Here is a 13,976-nt window from a genome sequence, read left to right as displayed (position 1 = left end):
CAGAACCCCCACCATCACCCTCGCCGCGTGACCATCCCAAACAGCCCCATACCCGGCACCACATCCTTGACGAAGGACATAGAGACACCCCCCCCTACTGGCCGACTCGCCCGTCGATGCGTTCCCGTAGGAAGTCCGCGTGGCCGTTGTGGCGGGCGTACTCCTCGATCATGTGGACCAGGACCTCGCGGAGCTCCATCGGCTCGTCGCCCGCGCCTCCCGCGCCTCCCGCGTCGCCCGTGACGTCCAGGCTGGGGGTCTGCGCGACGAGTTGTTCCGCGAAGGCGACTTCGGCTCGCCAGGTCGCCCACGCGTCCGCGACCACCGCGGGGTCGGCCACCGCGCCGGTGAACTCGCCCGCGGGTTCCTCCTCAGAGCGGTAGTGGCGGCGTACGTCCTGGCCCGCCATGACCTGCCGGAACCAGTACTGCTCGACGCCCGCGAGGTGGCGTACGAGACCCAGCAGGGACAGGTTGGACGGTTCCACCGAGCGGCGCGCGGGCCTCCGCGTCGAGGCCCGCGCACTTGAGCTCCAAGGTCAGCCGCTGATCGCGCAGGTAGCCGGCGAGCACGGCCCGTTCGCCCTGGAACCCTCCGTCGGCGCGGGTGTCCTCGTCGGGGTGGACGAACATGTTGGACCATCCGAACCGACGCTCCGAGGAGGACGTTGGTACACCAGGAGCCGCAGGCTGGCTGGACGGGCCCGCGGGGACGGAGAGGTCCGCGGGTGCAGAGCGGCCCGCGGGGACGGAGGGGCCCGTGGGGGCGGAGGTGTCAGTCACGCACCTGAGCGTGACCCGTACACACACTTCCCGCAACGAGATATCCCACCCCCACCTGCGACCCGCCCCACCCCGCCCCGCCCACCGGCGTCAGCCCGCGATCGCCTCGTACAGCGAGAAGACGGCCAGCGCCGCCATCACCGCGGCCGCGATCTTCGTGATGAGTCGCAGCGGCACGTACTTCATCAGCGTGCGCCCGCCCAGGATGCCGATGCCCGCGACCGCCCACAGGGCCAGTACGGCGCCGATACCGACGGAGACGGGGTCGTCGTAGCGAGCGGCGAGGTTGGCGGTCATGATCTGGGTCAGGTCACCGAATTCCGCCACCAGGATCAGCATGAAGCCGGCTCCCGAGACCTTCCAGAAGGACTGGTCGGCGGGCGGCTTGACCGTCTCCTCCCCGTCGTCCTTCTTCAGGAGCAGCATGGCCGCACCCAGCAGGAAGAGGATGCCGACGACGGCCTGGACGAGGCGGTGCGGGAGCAGGGTGAGCACGCTGCCGGCGGCGATCGCGAGGGCGACGTGTACGGCGAAGGCGGCGGCGACTCCCGCGAAGACGTAGGAGGCGCGGTAGCGCGTGCCGAGCATCAGGCCGGCGAGGGCCGTCTTGTCGGGGAGTTCGGCAAGGAAGACGACGCCGAAGGCGATCGCCGTGATGCTGAAGCTGAACACGGGGGTGGAACCTCAATCGGTCGGGCAGGACGCCATCGGTACCGAGAGACCTGGGGTGTTTCAGGGGTCGCTTCGGCTCGGCGGCGCCCTGGTGTGCGTATGTGCGTACGGAACGCGCCCACGCATGGACAGGACACTGCGGCCGAAGGTCTCGCTGGCCGGCCGCTGTACGCGGCCTGCCTCCGGGCGCCGGCTGGGGTGACCCAGCAGTATGTCGACGGTCCGGCGAAGAGCTACTCCCCTTCTGCACCGGACAGACTACGCGAAGCGCACGGTCGGCCGAAATAGGCCTTTGGTCCCGCCTCGCCCCTCCCCTGCCCCACTCCTGCCCCGCCCCCGGCCCTCCCCTGCCCCGCCCCTGCTGCACCTCTGCTGCACTTCCGCCCCACCCGTACCCCATCGCCGCCCGCCCCCGCCCCCTTCCCTGCGCCGTCCCGCCTCCCCCCACCTCAGGCACGGAATCTCAACTTCCATTTAAATTCGGCCCCTTGCACGACTTGATGTGACGTGCTCATGTCGCCACGCTGTCACCTGGCGCCCATCCCCTCGAAACCCGGCGCCGTCAGCATGGCCACGCCCCGCCGGGGCCGCACGGCCACACCCCCCGCACCCAGGGAGCCCCTCATGGCACTCATACCCAACGTCTACGCGCGTCGAATTGGCGTGCTCGCGTCAGCGGCAGCCCTCGCCGCGCTCACCTCCCTCCTCAACGCCCCGACCGCCCAGGCCGCCCCGCCCACCCCCATCAGCGCCTCGGCCGCCCGCGCGTACCTGGCCACGGTCACGCCGAAGGCCGAAGGGTCCACCAGCGGCTACAGCCGCGACCTCTTCCCGCACTGGAGCACCGTCTCCGGCACCTGCAACACCCGCGAGACCGTCCTCAAGCGGGACGGCGTCAACGTCGTCCAGGACTCGGCCTGCGCCGCGGTGAGCGGAAGCTGGTACTCCGAGTACGACGGAGCCACCTGGACCGCCGCCGCCGACCTCGACATCGACCACGTCGTCCCGCTCGCCGAGGCCTGGCGTTCCGGTGCCAACTCCTGGACCACCAGCACGCGCCAGCAGTTCGCCAACGACCGCACCCGCCCGCAGCTCATCGCGGTCACCGACAACGTCAACCAGGCCAAGGGCGACCTCGACCCCGGCAAGTGGCTGCCCCCGCGGACGGCCTACCGTTGCACGTACGCACGGATGTGGGTCCAGGTGAAGCAGTACTGGGGCCTGAGCATGGACTCGGGTGAGAAGACGGCCCTGGTCAACATCCTCAACGGCTGCTGACCCGAGTCCGCCGATCTATCCCCCGCCAGGGGGAGGCGTGGCTCCCCCTCCCCGTCGTACCGTGATCGAAGGGGATACGGAGGAGGGGGAGTTGCATGGCCGGACTGCGTCTGGGGCCGTTGCTGCGCCACGTCGACTGGGACACGGGCGGGTCGGCCACCATATGGGTCGAGGCGGACCGCCCGTGCACGGCCGAGGTGCGGTGCGCCGGCGGGGCGGGTGGCAGTGCGCGCACCTTCCAGATAGCCGGTCACCACTACGCGCTGGTGCCGGTGACGGGTCTGACCCCGGGCGCGACCACGGCGTATGAGGTGCTGCTCGACGACCGGCCGGTCTGGCCCCTGCCCGACAGCGGCTTCCCGCCGAGCACGATCACCACCCCCGCGGTGGCCGGCCCCGGCCGTGCCGCCCCCGGGCTGCGCGTCACCTTCGGCTCCTGTCGGCAGGCCGCGCCGCCCGCCGGCAAGCACGGGCCGCACGGCGCGGACGCCCTCGACACCCTCGCGGCGCGGCTGGCGGCGGACCCGGAGGCAGTGCGTCCGGACGTCCTGCTGCTGCTCGGCGACCAGGTGTACGCCGACGCACTGTCCAAGGAGACCCGGCAGTGGCTCGCGGCCCGCCGGGATCTGCGGGAAGCGCCCGGCGCCCAGGTCGCGGACTACGAGGAGTACACGCGGCTCTACTACGAGTCGTGGCTCGACCCGGAGATCCGCTGGCTGCTGTCGACCGTGCCGAGCCTGCACATATTCGACGACCACGACGTGATCGACGACTGGAACACCAGCGCGGCGTGGCTGGCGGAGATGCGGGCCACGCCGTGGTGGCGGGAGCGCGTGCTCAGCGGGCTGATGTCGTACTGGGTGTACCAGCACCTGGGGAACCTCTCGCCGGCCGAGCTGGCGGCGGACGAGCTGTACGGAGCGGTCCGGGACACCCCCGACGGTACGGACGTGCTGCGGGCCTTCGCGTCCGCGGCGGACGCCGATCCGAGCACGGTGCGCTGGAGCTACCGGCGGGACTTCGGCCGGACCCGGCTGCTGATGGTGGACACCCGGGCCGCGCGGGTGCTGGCCGAGGACGGGCGGGCGATGCTCGATCCGACGGAGCAGCAGTGGCTCCGGGAGAACGCCCTCGCCGGGCACGGGGGTTACGACCATCTGCTGATCGGGTCCTCGCTGCCCTGGCTGATGCCGCCGCTGATCCACGATGCCGAGACGTGGAACGCCGCGCTGTGCCGTGGGGAGCGGGGGCCGCGGTGGGCGCGCATCGGGGAGGATCTGCGCCGGCGCAGCGACCTGGAGCACTGGGCGGCGTTCCCGGCGTCGTTCGCGGCGCTGACCGACCTGATCGAGGAGGTGGGCACGGGCCCGCGGGCCCCGGCGACGGTCTGCGTGCTCTCGGGGGACGTGCATCACGCGTATGTGGCCGAGCCTCGAATACCGAGTACCGCGCGGGTGTTCCAGCTGACGTGCTCGCCGGTTCACAATTCCATCCATACGGCGGTGAAGTGGGGATTCCGGCTGGGCTGGTCGCGGACGGGCCGGTGGCTGGGGCGCGGCTTCTCACTGCACGGGCGGACGGGACGGCCGCCGCTGAACTGGCGGCGTACAGCTGGGCCGTGGTTCGGCAACCAGCTGATGACGCTGGCGCTGTCGGGGCGGTCGGCGCGGCTGCGGCTGGACCAGGCGCGGAAGAAGCGCGAGGGCGCCCGGCTGGTGACGGTCCTGGACCGGGACCTCACGGCGCCGGAGGAGCGGGAGCGCCGGAGGAGCGGGAGCGCCGAAGTAGCCGGAGACGAGGCAGCCGGAGTACGGCAGGGCCGGAGTACCGGAGTACGGGAGCGGCGGGACGGCCGGCGTACCGGTGCAGCGGGACCGGGAGACCTGGCGGACTCGGGACGCTCGGAGCTGCCGGATTGCGGAGGCCGGCGGGGTCGCGGCGGTGAGGGCTGCTCGGGCAGCGGACCGCGTTGGTGGCGTAGTTGACGCGGCAGCGGTGTGGCTACCGCCCCGGGCTCCCGGGGGACGGGAGCCGGGCGTACGCTGTATGGCTGTCAAGCCGCTCCTGCCGCTCCCCCGCGACGTCGCGGCGCTTCATGCCGCAGCACGTCAACCGGACTGGGGAGTCCCGTTTTGCTTGAGACGCTGGGGTCGCTGACCGCGAGCCCATGGATCTACGCCCTGGTGGCGGTGTCCGTCGTGCTCGACGTCTTCCTTCCGGTGCTGCCGAGCGGGGTGCTGGTGATCACCGCGGCGGCGGCCGCCGCCGCCGCCGGTGCGGCCGGACCGGTGCCCGTGCCCGCTCAGGTGCCGGACATCCTGCTGCTGCTGGTCATCGCGACGACGGCCTCGGTGCTGGGTGACATGGCCGCCTACCGGCTGGGCCGGCGCGGGGGAGCCCGCCTGGACCGCGCCATCGCCCGCTCCCGTCGGCTGACCCGGGCCCACGAGCGCCTCGGCACGGCCCTGGCACGCGGAGGCGGCGCTCTGGTGGTGATCGCGCGGTTCGCGCCGGCCGGGCGTTCCGTGGTGTCCCTGGGCGCGGGCAAGACGCAGCGCAAGGTGGCGGAGTTCCTCCCCTGGTCGGTGCTGGCCGGCATGGCCTGGGCCGGCTACAGCGTCGCCCTCGGCTACTTCGGCACCCAGTGGCTGGGCACGCAATGGCTCGGCACCGCGCTCTCGCTCGTCGCCCTCTTCGCCGCGGGCGCCCTGGCGGCTTTCCTCGTCCGCCGCCCGCCCACGCCGGCGGCTCCCGCCGCGTAGGCGCAGTCCTCGGACCGGCCGGCCGCCGACGGAGGCGCCGTCCGCGAACCGCGATGTCCGTGGGCAGGACCGTCCGCGGGCAGGACGACTGCCGGCTCCCCTCCGCCCGACGACAGCCGGCTCCCCCGAAACGACTGTCGGGTCCCTCGGGTGGAGCAGTGGGTCACCCGTTCACCCGGCCCCGATCGCCGCCCCCGGCCCGGGCTCCTAGCGTCCACAGCACGGCGCGCAACCGAATCCGCGTCACATCCGTGTCCTGGCCGCGCCGTCGAGGAGCCGAGGAGTTCTCTCCATGCCCGCCAAGCCGCCTGCCACGTCACCCGTCGCATCCCGCCGCCTGCTGGCCATCGCGGCCGCGACCCTCGTCGTCGCCGCCGCTCCCGTCACGTTCGCGTACGCCGCTCCCTCCGCCGGCGTGTCCCCCACCAGCGTCGCCCCGGGCGGCCGTGTCGCCCTCAATGTCGACGGCTGCGGGACCCGGAGCGGCCGGGCCACGTCGACCGCGTTCAGCGAGGTCCGGCTGACCCCCGGCAATGCGCAGGCCACGAACCTCTACGGCAGCGCCACCGTCTTCCGCGACGCCAACCCGGGCACGCACCGCGTCACCTTCGAGTGCGGCGGCCCCGGCGGCGAACGGGTCACCGTCTCGCTCCAGGTCGCCTCGGGCGCGGCCCGCGGCGGTACGGGCGGCAGCATCGGCTCGATGAGCCCGTGGCAGGTCGCCGTGGGCGGCGCCCTCGCCGCGGGCGCGCTCGGCGCCGGGATCTGGGTGCTGCGCCGCCGCACCGCGGGGACGGGGGCGGCGTAGGCGGGCAGACAGTCGGGCGGATAGACGGTAGCCAGGCAGGCCGGATGGGAAGGCTCGGTCCCGGTTACGCGGGGGCGGCGGCCTGTCCCCGTACGTGCACACCGTCGAGCAGCGCCGCGGTGGCTTCGGCGACGGCGTCCACGGCCGCCTCGAACACCTCGCGATTGTGGGCGGCCGGCACCCGGAAGCCGGACACCTTCCGTACGTACTGCAGAGCGGCGGCCCGGATCTCCTCCTCCGTGGCCTTCTCGGGGATGGCGGGCGGGCGCAGGGTCTTAATGGAACGGCACATACCCCCACTATCCCGCTGTCGGGGCGGCTCGACCCCGTATGGGGCAGAGCTGATGCGGAGGTACGGGGCCGAATCTAGACTGACGACGTCATGAAAAGTCACCAATTGAGGGAGACTCGCACCATGGCCAAACGAGGCAACAAGCGCCGGGCCCGCAAGAAGAAGAAGGCCAATCACGGCAAGCGCCCCAACGCCTGAAACCGCTCGTACGAAAGACCCCCGACCAGCACCGGCCGGGGGTCTTCGCACGTCAGGACCCCGTACTGCGCGCCAGGGGCCCCGCGCCCGCTCATGTCGGGGTGTCGGGCTGTTCCAGTAGGTCGAGGAAGCGGTTGTGGAAGCCGCGGTCGGCGTCGCGGCACGGGGCGCCGAAGTACAGCCCCTGCGCTTCCGGGAGGCTGCACCCGACCACTTCCATGGTCACCAGGACCGCCTCCACGCCGTGGCAGCCGCGGTCCTTCAGGTACTGCTGGAGCGCGCCCCCGTCATGCCCCTGCTCCCACACGGGCCGCGCGGCCTCAGCCGTGTCGGCGATGCGCGCTTGCCTCACAGGGCCCATGGCTCGCGTCCCCTCCTCCAGCCGAGTCGAATTCCCGTCCTGATCTTGCCAGCCGTCCGCGCCACGAGAGGCCCGGGGCGCCTGTCAAGTCCCGAAATGCGGTGACGTGACCCGCCCCCTGCGCGGCGGGCTTACTGGAATCTCCCCGCTCGACCTTTCCTACAGAAGGAGAACTCTTATGATCCGCACTTCCCGGAAGCACCGTCTCACCATGCTCGCCGTTTCGGCCGCGCTGGTCGGAGGGGGCGCACTGCTGCCCACCAGTGCATTCGCCGCCCCGGCAGCGCACACCACGGATGTGACCAGCGCTGCGGCCAGCCATGTCGACCACGCAAAGGGTGACCATGGCGGCAAGGGCAAGAACAACAAACGGGGGAAAAAGAAGAACAAGGGCAACAAGGTCCGCGACGTGGAGAACATGCCGGGCTGCAAGTTCTTCAAGAACAAGGTGTACTGCGAGCACAAGCCCGAGCCCAACCCGGCTCCGGAACCCAACCCGGCCCCGGGCACCCCGCCGGCCCCGGACACGAAGACTCCCGGCACCGAGACTCCTCCGGCCCCCGGCACGGAGACTCCGCCTGCCACGGACACCCCTCCCGCCACGGACACGGGCACGGAACCGGCTGAGGTCCTGCACTAGTACCCGCTTCCCGAACGAAGGCCCCCGACCACTCATGGTCGGGGGCCTTGTCACGCGATGGGGCCCGGTCGCCCTCGACCACGGACCATGACCGCCGACCACCGGCGTCCGACCCACGACATACGGCATACGGGCCCGCCGGCACCCGGCTGCGCCCTCGGAGCAGCCCCGGCGGCCACGAAGAGGAGCGAGAAGTCCCGCACGGCAGAAACGACGCCCCACGCCCCAACCCGGGCAGATCGGCCAGCGCCCGTAATGCGGGACTTCGTCCAGCACCCCTGGACCTCCGGCGGCGTCAGCCACGGCTCGTCTCCCCACTGCCCCTCATCAGCGAACGGCCTGCCCGAGCCGCCGATCGGCCCGTCCCCGGCCACACGGAAGGCGACCTGATCACCGGCATGGACACGGCTCCGCCCTCGGCACCATTTCTGCAACCCCGCCAGCCCCCGGCTGTGCGCGGCTCGAACGAGAACACCAACGGACGGCTTGGCCAGCGGTCCCGGCACATGCGCGAACACCTGGACGCCGTCGCCCGCCGAACTCAACGGCCGCGCACGCGAAACGCTCGGCTGGGAGCCCAGCCGAGCGCCTGTACGAACTGCTCGCACCCCACGTCAGTAATCACGTGTTGCGACGGGCCCTGGCATCCGCCAGAGCGATGGTGGACGGTCACCCGCTGCCGGCCGGCTCCACGACTCCTGCCACTGGCTCGCTGCCTCCCATGTCCAGCCGGAACGGCGGGTACTTGTCCGTCATCAGGTACACGTACACCAGCACGCGCAGCGTCCAGCGCACCAGGCCCATCAGAAGGTCGAACAGCCCCTTCGGATAGCGCCCGGTACACATAAGGATCACCACCGCAACCAGGGTGAGAAGGCCGATGAGACCGGAAGAGAACGGACTGTAGAAGTCGTCGAGGTGCCGGTACACCTTCCAGCCGCTGGTGAGCAGCAGGACGACCACCAGAATCTGCGGGACGACCAGCAGCCACTTGACCAGGACCAGTCCGCGGGAGAGCTTCTCGGGATAGGTGATGTCGACGCGGATCGGGTAGCCGGGCACGTCCTCGAGGGTGAACGGCGGGTATTGGTCGGTACCCATCACTGCGTTGGCGTAGTAGTTGACGCGCGTATTCCACCGTATGACGCCGACATTGAAATCAAAGATCCGCCGGGGATATCGGCCGGTGAAGAGGATACTGAAGAACGCGACGACGCTCAGCAGCAGGAACGCGACCTGCAGGAGGACCAGAACGACGTAGTGCGGAATGGCGAGGATCCATTTGACCAGCCACTTCCATCGGGTCAGCCGGGGATCCAGCGTTGCTTCGACACACAGGGGATGGGCGGGAGCGGGAAACATGCTGCCACGTCCTTTCTTGGCCTGGGGAGTGGGATACGTGTCCCGCGCAGCGCATCGCAGGGCTGTTCCGAACGGCGCGCACGGGCCACTGGGCTCTGCCTGTGCCGAGCCGTACCGCCATTAGCCCCCGCCGCCCGAATCCCGTCATGCCCCGAAATCCCGTGACAGGAAACCCGTGACTTGACACAGAGCGGCCCCTGGCACTGATTGGCCGGGGTGTTGCGGATCGCGTGCTGGGGGGCGTCCGCCAACTGCTCCTCATCTTCGTCGACCCGGGCGACCCGGATGGGGGCCGACATCCCGCTGTGGGAGTCGCCAGGGCACAAGCCCTCCCCGGCGCAGGCGTGGGAGCTGCTCGCGTACACGCTGGACGACTTCGAGACCGCCGGGCAGATGGTCGTCGGTCCGAAAGGACCTCATGGATTGGTCGACCGTCACCAGCTGTCTCGGCCGTGGGTCTCCGCCCGGTTGAAGCTATTAGCCCCCCGATCGATCCCAGCTGCAGTGCCCGTATCCGGTACCGCAACGTCAGGCCCGACGTGGCCAGGCGGCGCGCTGCCGTGGCAACCGACCCGGTCGCCACGGCAGCATCCGCGCTAGGCCCCGCGTCGAGTCTCAGGTCGCCAGGGGGAAGCCGGCAAAGCCGTCCTCGTCCTGGTAGACGAGGTACACGTTCTGGGAGGCCAGCAGGTCCTTCACGTCCTTGCTCGGTTCGCTGGGCAGCAGCACGGCCGCCCGCAGCCCCTCCGGGTTGGGCAGGTGCCTGCGGTAGTCGGCCAGCTGACCGATCGCCATACGGATGTTGGTGCGGGTGGTCAGTCCCTTGGCCTCGTACAGCACGTGATCAGTGATGTCGTACAGGTCAGGGGTGAGGGCACCCACCTCACCGGCGATGGTGATCTGGAACGACTTGTGCACGTGGCCGGCAGCCTCAAGGTCCTTCTTGAACGCCTCCATCAGCAGGCCCTCACGACGCAGAACCGTCCGCGGCCCCCCGGGAACGTCAGCGATCGTCTCCGGAGTCGTGTGCTGCTCGGACTTCTTGTCCTTCACGCTGGCCTGTGCCGGGATCACCGGGACGGTGTCGACCTCTTCTACGTCGTTGCCTGCCGCCGGCTTGAGCCAGTCTTCTTCCTTCCAGGCCGGCGTCGATCCCGGAACCGGCCGCAGCCGAAACACCAGAGCATTACGCATCTTGTGGTCCTGACCCGGTCCGCGACGGATCTCCACCGGGTTGATCGGGTCCACCATCATCTGCCCGATATAGCGCTGACGCATCGCGCCACCACCACCCGGCACCTTGCCCTGGGCGACGAAGAGGTGCAGCTCACGGCCGTCCTCGACGTGGTAGCGCAAGGACTTGTTGCGGCTCTTCATCTCCTGGTCACCGTTGGCGCCGTAGCCGGTGTACAGGTACAGCGGACCGTACTCGTCGTCCTCGGCGCGGCCATCGAAGGTGTACCCGTACTCCTCGCCCGCGGACGGGTCGGAGTACACGAACACCTTCTTCGCCTCGTTGGCCGGCTCGATGCCCTGGTACTTCCCACCACCGAATGTTGCCACGACCTCGTCACGCGTCGTGATCACTCCGGGCACAAGCTCAAACGTCGTCATGGGCACGACCATAAGCAGCTCAACCGACATCTCGGCACCCATTTCCGGGACCAAGCAAACGGGCGCACCGGACCTTGCTCCGCCGGTCATGCCACGCCGGAGGCCCGAGCCACCACCGATGCCAATCGGGGCCCCACAGACAGCGTTCGCGCCTCCCTGGAAGCCAAGTTGGACGAAGCCGCCTGACGGCAGGGCGTTATGAAACCCGGCAGGGCGTCCCGACCCCCACGCGCTCGGCCAAGCTCTCCGAGTGGCTGCCGCCGTTCCGGCTGAAGGGTCCGGCCGGCCGATCGAGCCGCGCAACCTCAGCCGGTCCGTCGGTCGGATCGGGCTGGATGCCGGTCTGCCGCGGATCCGGCTGCAGGGCGCGCTCACGTGACCGACGGCAGCAGGCGGGAAGCCGTGGGGCACATGAGCCGGATGCTGGGCCGGCGGCGGCCGGGCGCGTGAGGGGCTGCCGTTTCGGCTAAAAATGACGGCCATTTTTAGCCGAAAAGGCCCCCAACCATGATCGGTTGGGGGCCTTTCGTTGGTGGGCGCGGACGGTTTCGAACCGCCGACATCTGCTTTGTAAGAGCAGCGCTCTACCCCTGAGCTACGCACCCGTGGATGAGTGGACAGCCTACATGGCGTGCATGCCCCCCACGCAAACCCGTTGCCGTGGGGGAGAATGGATCAGGGCAGGGCATGGCGGACACGGTACGGGAGAGGGATTGTGGCGACGGCATCCCGGCGGTGGTTCGGTGGGCGGGACGAGAGTCGGCGGGCGGATGCGCAGGCGGCGAAGGATGCCGCCGCAGCCGCGTTCTACGAGCTGGATACGGCGCAGCGGGATCTGCGGATCTCGATCGAGACGATCGCCGCGGCGGACGGGTCGCCCGCCGCGCGGCAGGCGACCGAGGGGTTCGCCGCGCTCGGGCAGCGGATCGACCAGGTCAGCCATGTCTATATCGAGGCGGTCGACGCGCACGACCTGGACCGGCCCGAGCTGGAGGGGTCCGTGGCGACGCGGGCCCGGGAGCAGCTGACGCGGGCGCGGGACGAGCTGGTGCGGGTCAAGGGCGAGCTGGACCGGTTCGCGCAGGGTTTGCAACCGCTGCTGGACAAGGCGGAGACGCAGCTCGCGCGGGTCGCGCCGGCCAGGGAGCGGGCCCGGGCCGCGCTGATCGGGGCGAGCGACGCGCTGGACGCCGTACGGGCCAAGGGCATGCGGGCCGATGATCTGGCGGCGCGGCTGGCGGCGCTCGGCCCGGAGCTGACCAAGCTGAACCAGGGCGCGGCGCAGCACGGGGTGCAGGAGACGGTGCAGCGCGCGGACCGGATCCTGCGTGACGCGGAGGCGATACGGGCCGAGGTGGCGCGGTTGCCGGAGCGGGCGGCGGAGATCGACCGGCGGTTGGTGAGCCTGCGGACGCGGGCGCAGGCGTTGCGCAACCGGGCGGATCGGGTGGATCCGGTGCTGAGCGAGTTGCGTCGGCGGTTCAGTGCCGCGTGCTGGCAGGACCTGCAGCACGTTCCGGATCAGGCGGTACGGGACGTCGCGGAGGCGGAGGACCGGCTGCGTGAGGCCGGCCGGGCGCGGGAGGAGCAGCGCTGGACGGACGTGGGGGCGCTGATCGAGGCGGTCCGGGGTTCGCTGGACGCGACGGACGAGGCGGTGTCGGCGGCGCAGGACCGGCTGACGCGGCTGGAGGCGGTGGCGCGGGATCCACAGGCGGAGGTGGACCGGACGCGGTTCGCGATCCGGGACGCGCAGCGGTTGGCGATGGCGGGCCGCAGTGTGCCGGATCCCCGGCATGCGGGGCCGTTGGACGACGCGGTGGCGCGGGTGGGCCGGGCGGTGGAGGGCCTGGAGGGCCGGCACCCCGACTACTGGGCGTTCCTCCACGAGATGGAGGACGTGCGGGCCGCCGTGAACCGGGTGGTGAGCGGGATCCGGGCCGAGCGCGGGCACGGGTAGGTCGTCCCGTTCGGATCCGGGCCGCCGGAAGGTAAGTGGTCTCCGGCGCCGCAGCCGTGTTGCCCGACTCCTGGGGAAAGGTGCGGATTCGGTCCCGTTTGTTTCGTGGCGTTCGGCGGCGGATGCTGGGAGGTGCCGGGAACAGACCAGAGGAGGGCACCATGGCTGCCCGCGCCTTTCACAAGCGTCCTGCGAGTCCTGCGAGTCCTGCGACGGTGACCGAGGCGCCGGGGCCGTACGTGGCTCACGCGGCGTACGGGTGCACCGAACCGCATGAGCACTACGCGCCCTACGTGGCCCACGAGCCCGATCCTGATGCCCCCGTGCCACCGCGCTTCGCCGACACCGTTTCCCGGCGCATGGAGCGCGCGCTGCATCCGGTCAACGCGCGTCTCGACGACCATCTGCCCACGGACCACAAGCTGAGCCAGGTGTACCGGATCGGGGCGGGGCTGACGGGGCTGCTGCTCGTGGTGTTCGGGATCCTGGGGCTCATCGATCAGATCGGATTCTTCGACACCGGCGGGGACACGGTGCTCGCGCTCAACACCAACGGGGCGCTGAGCGTCCTGTCGATCTGCATCGGCGCGCTGCTGTTCTTCGGGATGGTGGTGGGCGGCACCTTCGCCTCGACCCTGAACATCGTGCTGGGCGTGCTGTTCATCGCGAGCGGGTTCGTGAATCTGGCGCTGCTGGACACGGGGCTGAACTTCCTGGCCTTCCGGATCCAGAACGTGCTGTTCAGCTTCGTCGTCGGCGTGATGCTCATGTGGTTCGGGATGTACGGGCGGGTGGGCAGCGCGCTGCCGCACGACAATCCGTACTGGCGTGCCCGCCACCCCGAGCAGGCGGCGCGGGAGGACCGGGCGCGGCGCGTTCAGGGGCGCCCCGTCATGCACGGCCGCTGCCCGTAGCCGGGGCCGCCCCCGTAGCCGTAACCGGGTAGTCCTGACGCAGCGCCTTGCACAGCCGTGCCGTACGTAGCGCTCGGGCGGCGGCCGCGCTTAGCCTGTGCGCATGCCTCGATACGAATACCGCTGCCGGACCTGCGACGACACCTTTGAGGTCAGCCGGCCCATGGCGGAGTCCTCCGCGCCCGCCGACTGCCCCGCCGGGCACGAGGACACCGTCAAGCTGCTGTCCGCCGTGGCCGTGGGCGGCACGAGCAGTGCCCCCGCGCCCGCGATGGGCGGCGGCGGGGGTGGCTGCTGCGGTGGGGGCGGCTGCGGCTGACCCCCGAGCGGGAA

14 protein-coding genes, 1 tRNA gene and 1 pseudogene are annotated in these 13,976 nt (G+C 70.8%); 9 read left to right on the top strand and 7 right to left on the bottom strand.

Going from position 1 to position 13,976, the window contains the following annotated elements; genetic code table 11:
* Positions 1-94: 94 nt before the first annotated feature.
* Positions 95-632: pseudogene (locus ACFYP3_RS33555) on the bottom strand (DinB family protein).
* A 240-nt stretch (positions 633-872) separates the two neighbouring features.
* On the bottom strand, positions 873-1,454 hold the full coding sequence (locus ACFYP3_RS33550) for a TMEM165/GDT1 family protein (protein WP_388841047.1): 582 nt from the start codon (positions 1,452-1,454) through the stop codon (positions 873-875).
* A gap of 633 nt (positions 1,455-2,087) precedes the next feature.
* Here ACFYP3_RS33550 and ACFYP3_RS33545 point away from each other — a divergent pair.
* From ACFYP3_RS33545 to ACFYP3_RS33530, 4 genes are all read left to right on the top strand, one after another.
* Entirely contained in the window at positions 2,088-2,732 is a 645-nt protein-coding gene (locus ACFYP3_RS33545) for an HNH endonuclease family protein (RefSeq protein ID WP_388841059.1), read from the top strand.
* A 95-nt stretch (positions 2,733-2,827) separates the two neighbouring features.
* Positions 2,828-4,717 carry an alkaline phosphatase D family protein gene (locus ACFYP3_RS33540; RefSeq protein WP_388841044.1) on the top strand — a complete coding sequence of 630 codons (1,890 nt, stop codon included), beginning with the start codon at positions 2,828-2,830 and terminating at the stop codon, positions 4,715-4,717.
* Between the two features lie 147 nt (positions 4,718-4,864).
* Entirely contained in the window at positions 4,865-5,494 is a 630-nt protein-coding gene (locus tag ACFYP3_RS33535) for a DedA family protein (protein ID WP_388841041.1), read from the top strand.
* A 292-nt stretch (positions 5,495-5,786) separates the two neighbouring features.
* Positions 5,787-6,302, top strand: a complete 516-nt coding sequence (locus tag ACFYP3_RS33530) for a hypothetical protein (RefSeq protein WP_388841038.1) — start codon at positions 5,787-5,789, stop codon at positions 6,300-6,302.
* Positions 6,303-6,366: 64 nt separating this feature from the next.
* On the opposite strand, the gene ACFYP3_RS33525 is transcribed toward ACFYP3_RS33530, so the two are convergent.
* On the bottom strand, positions 6,367-6,594 hold the full coding sequence (locus ACFYP3_RS33525; RefSeq protein ID WP_189736681.1) for a DUF2277 domain-containing protein: 228 nt from the start codon (positions 6,592-6,594) through the stop codon (positions 6,367-6,369).
* A gap of 123 nt (positions 6,595-6,717) precedes the next feature.
* Here ACFYP3_RS33525 and ACFYP3_RS33520 point away from each other — a divergent pair, with 123 nt between their 5' ends.
* A complete protein-coding gene (locus ACFYP3_RS33520; protein WP_100661309.1) occupies positions 6,718-6,792 on the top strand; it encodes a 50S ribosomal protein bL37 in 75 nt (24 codons plus the stop codon).
* A 91-nt stretch (positions 6,793-6,883) separates the two neighbouring features.
* Here the strand turns inward: ACFYP3_RS33520 and ACFYP3_RS33515 are convergent, their stop codons facing one another.
* Positions 6,884-7,153 (bottom strand): hypothetical protein, encoded by a 270-nt coding sequence (locus tag ACFYP3_RS33515; protein ID WP_388841035.1) that lies wholly within the window; start codon positions 7,151-7,153, stop codon positions 6,884-6,886.
* 178 nt (positions 7,154-7,331) lie between these two features.
* On the opposite strand from ACFYP3_RS33515, the gene ACFYP3_RS33510 reads away from it, so the two are divergent.
* Complete coding sequence (locus ACFYP3_RS33510; RefSeq protein WP_388841032.1) at positions 7,332-7,793, top strand: hypothetical protein; 462 nt, start codon at positions 7,332-7,334, stop codon at positions 7,791-7,793.
* Between the two features lie 669 nt (positions 7,794-8,462).
* On the opposite strand, the gene ACFYP3_RS33505 is transcribed toward ACFYP3_RS33510, so the two are convergent.
* From ACFYP3_RS33505 to ACFYP3_RS33495, 3 genes are all read right to left on the bottom strand, one after another.
* The gene (locus ACFYP3_RS33505) at positions 8,463-9,155 is read right to left on the bottom strand and encodes a DUF4389 domain-containing protein (RefSeq protein WP_388841030.1); all 693 of its coding nucleotides are present in this window, start codon (positions 9,153-9,155) and stop codon (positions 8,463-8,465) included.
* Positions 9,156-9,770: 615 nt separating this feature from the next.
* On the bottom strand, positions 9,771-10,811 hold the full coding sequence (locus tag ACFYP3_RS33500; RefSeq protein ID WP_388841027.1) for a hypothetical protein: 1,041 nt from the start codon (positions 10,809-10,811) through the stop codon (positions 9,771-9,773).
* A gap of 488 nt (positions 10,812-11,299) precedes the next feature.
* Positions 11,300-11,374: transfer RNA gene (locus ACFYP3_RS33495), tRNA-Val, on the bottom strand.
* A 65-nt stretch (positions 11,375-11,439) separates the two neighbouring features.
* On the opposite strand from ACFYP3_RS33495, the gene ACFYP3_RS33490 reads away from it, so the two are divergent.
* The 3 genes from ACFYP3_RS33490 (at position 11,440) to ACFYP3_RS33480 (ending at position 13,962) form a co-directional block, all read left to right on the top strand.
* Positions 11,440-12,729 (top strand): hypothetical protein, encoded by a 1,290-nt coding sequence (locus ACFYP3_RS33490; protein ID WP_388841024.1) that lies wholly within the window; start codon positions 11,440-11,442, stop codon positions 12,727-12,729.
* Positions 12,730-13,088: 359 nt separating this feature from the next.
* The gene (locus ACFYP3_RS33485) at positions 13,089-13,643 is read left to right on the top strand and encodes a DUF4383 domain-containing protein (RefSeq protein ID WP_388841056.1); all 555 of its coding nucleotides are present in this window, start codon (positions 13,089-13,091) and stop codon (positions 13,641-13,643) included.
* Between the two features lie 103 nt (positions 13,644-13,746).
* Entirely contained in the window at positions 13,747-13,962 is a 216-nt protein-coding gene (locus ACFYP3_RS33480) for a zinc ribbon domain-containing protein (protein WP_388841021.1), read from the top strand.
* Positions 13,963-13,976 lie beyond the last annotated feature (14 nt).

Origin of the sequence: Streptomyces sp. NPDC005533, from assembly GCF_042871845.1 — a bacterium.
Lineage (GTDB): Bacteria > Actinomycetota > Actinomycetes > Streptomycetales > Streptomycetaceae > Streptomyces.
Note: the sequence above shows the minus strand (reverse complement) of the source record. Positions and strands in the feature narration are given on the sequence as shown.

What these genes read in the sequence shown, in the direction of transcription:
- ACFYP3_RS33540 (WP_388841044.1), top strand. Translation starts at nt 2,828, where the DNA reads ATGGCCGGACTGCGTCTGGGGCCGTTGCTGCGCCACGTCGACTGGGAC.
- ACFYP3_RS33500 (WP_388841027.1), bottom strand. Translation starts at nt 10,811, where the DNA reads ATGGGTGCCGAGATGTCGGTTGAGCTGCTTATGGTCGTGCCCATGACG.
- ACFYP3_RS33530 (WP_388841038.1), top strand. Translation starts at nt 5,787, where the DNA reads ATGCCCGCCAAGCCGCCTGCCACGTCACCCGTCGCATCCCGCCGCCTG.
- ACFYP3_RS33525 (WP_189736681.1), bottom strand. Translation starts at nt 6,594, where the DNA reads ATGTGCCGTTCCATTAAGACCCTGCGCCCGCCCGCCATCCCCGAGAAG.
- ACFYP3_RS33505 (WP_388841030.1), bottom strand. Translation starts at nt 9,155, where the DNA reads ATGTTTCCCGCTCCCGCCCATCCCCTGTGTGTCGAAGCAACGCTGGAT.
- ACFYP3_RS33490 (WP_388841024.1), top strand. Translation starts at nt 11,440, where the DNA reads ATGGATCAGGGCAGGGCATGGCGGACACGGTACGGGAGAGGGATTGTG.
- ACFYP3_RS33515 (WP_388841035.1), bottom strand. Translation starts at nt 7,153, where the DNA reads ATGGGCCCTGTGAGGCAAGCGCGCATCGCCGACACGGCTGAGGCCGCG.
- ACFYP3_RS33485 (WP_388841056.1), top strand. Translation starts at nt 13,089, where the DNA reads ATGGAGCGCGCGCTGCATCCGGTCAACGCGCGTCTCGACGACCATCTG.
- ACFYP3_RS33480 (WP_388841021.1), top strand. Translation starts at nt 13,747, where the DNA reads ATGCCTCGATACGAATACCGCTGCCGGACCTGCGACGACACCTTTGAG.
- ACFYP3_RS33510 (WP_388841032.1), top strand. Translation starts at nt 7,332, where the DNA reads ATGATCCGCACTTCCCGGAAGCACCGTCTCACCATGCTCGCCGTTTCG.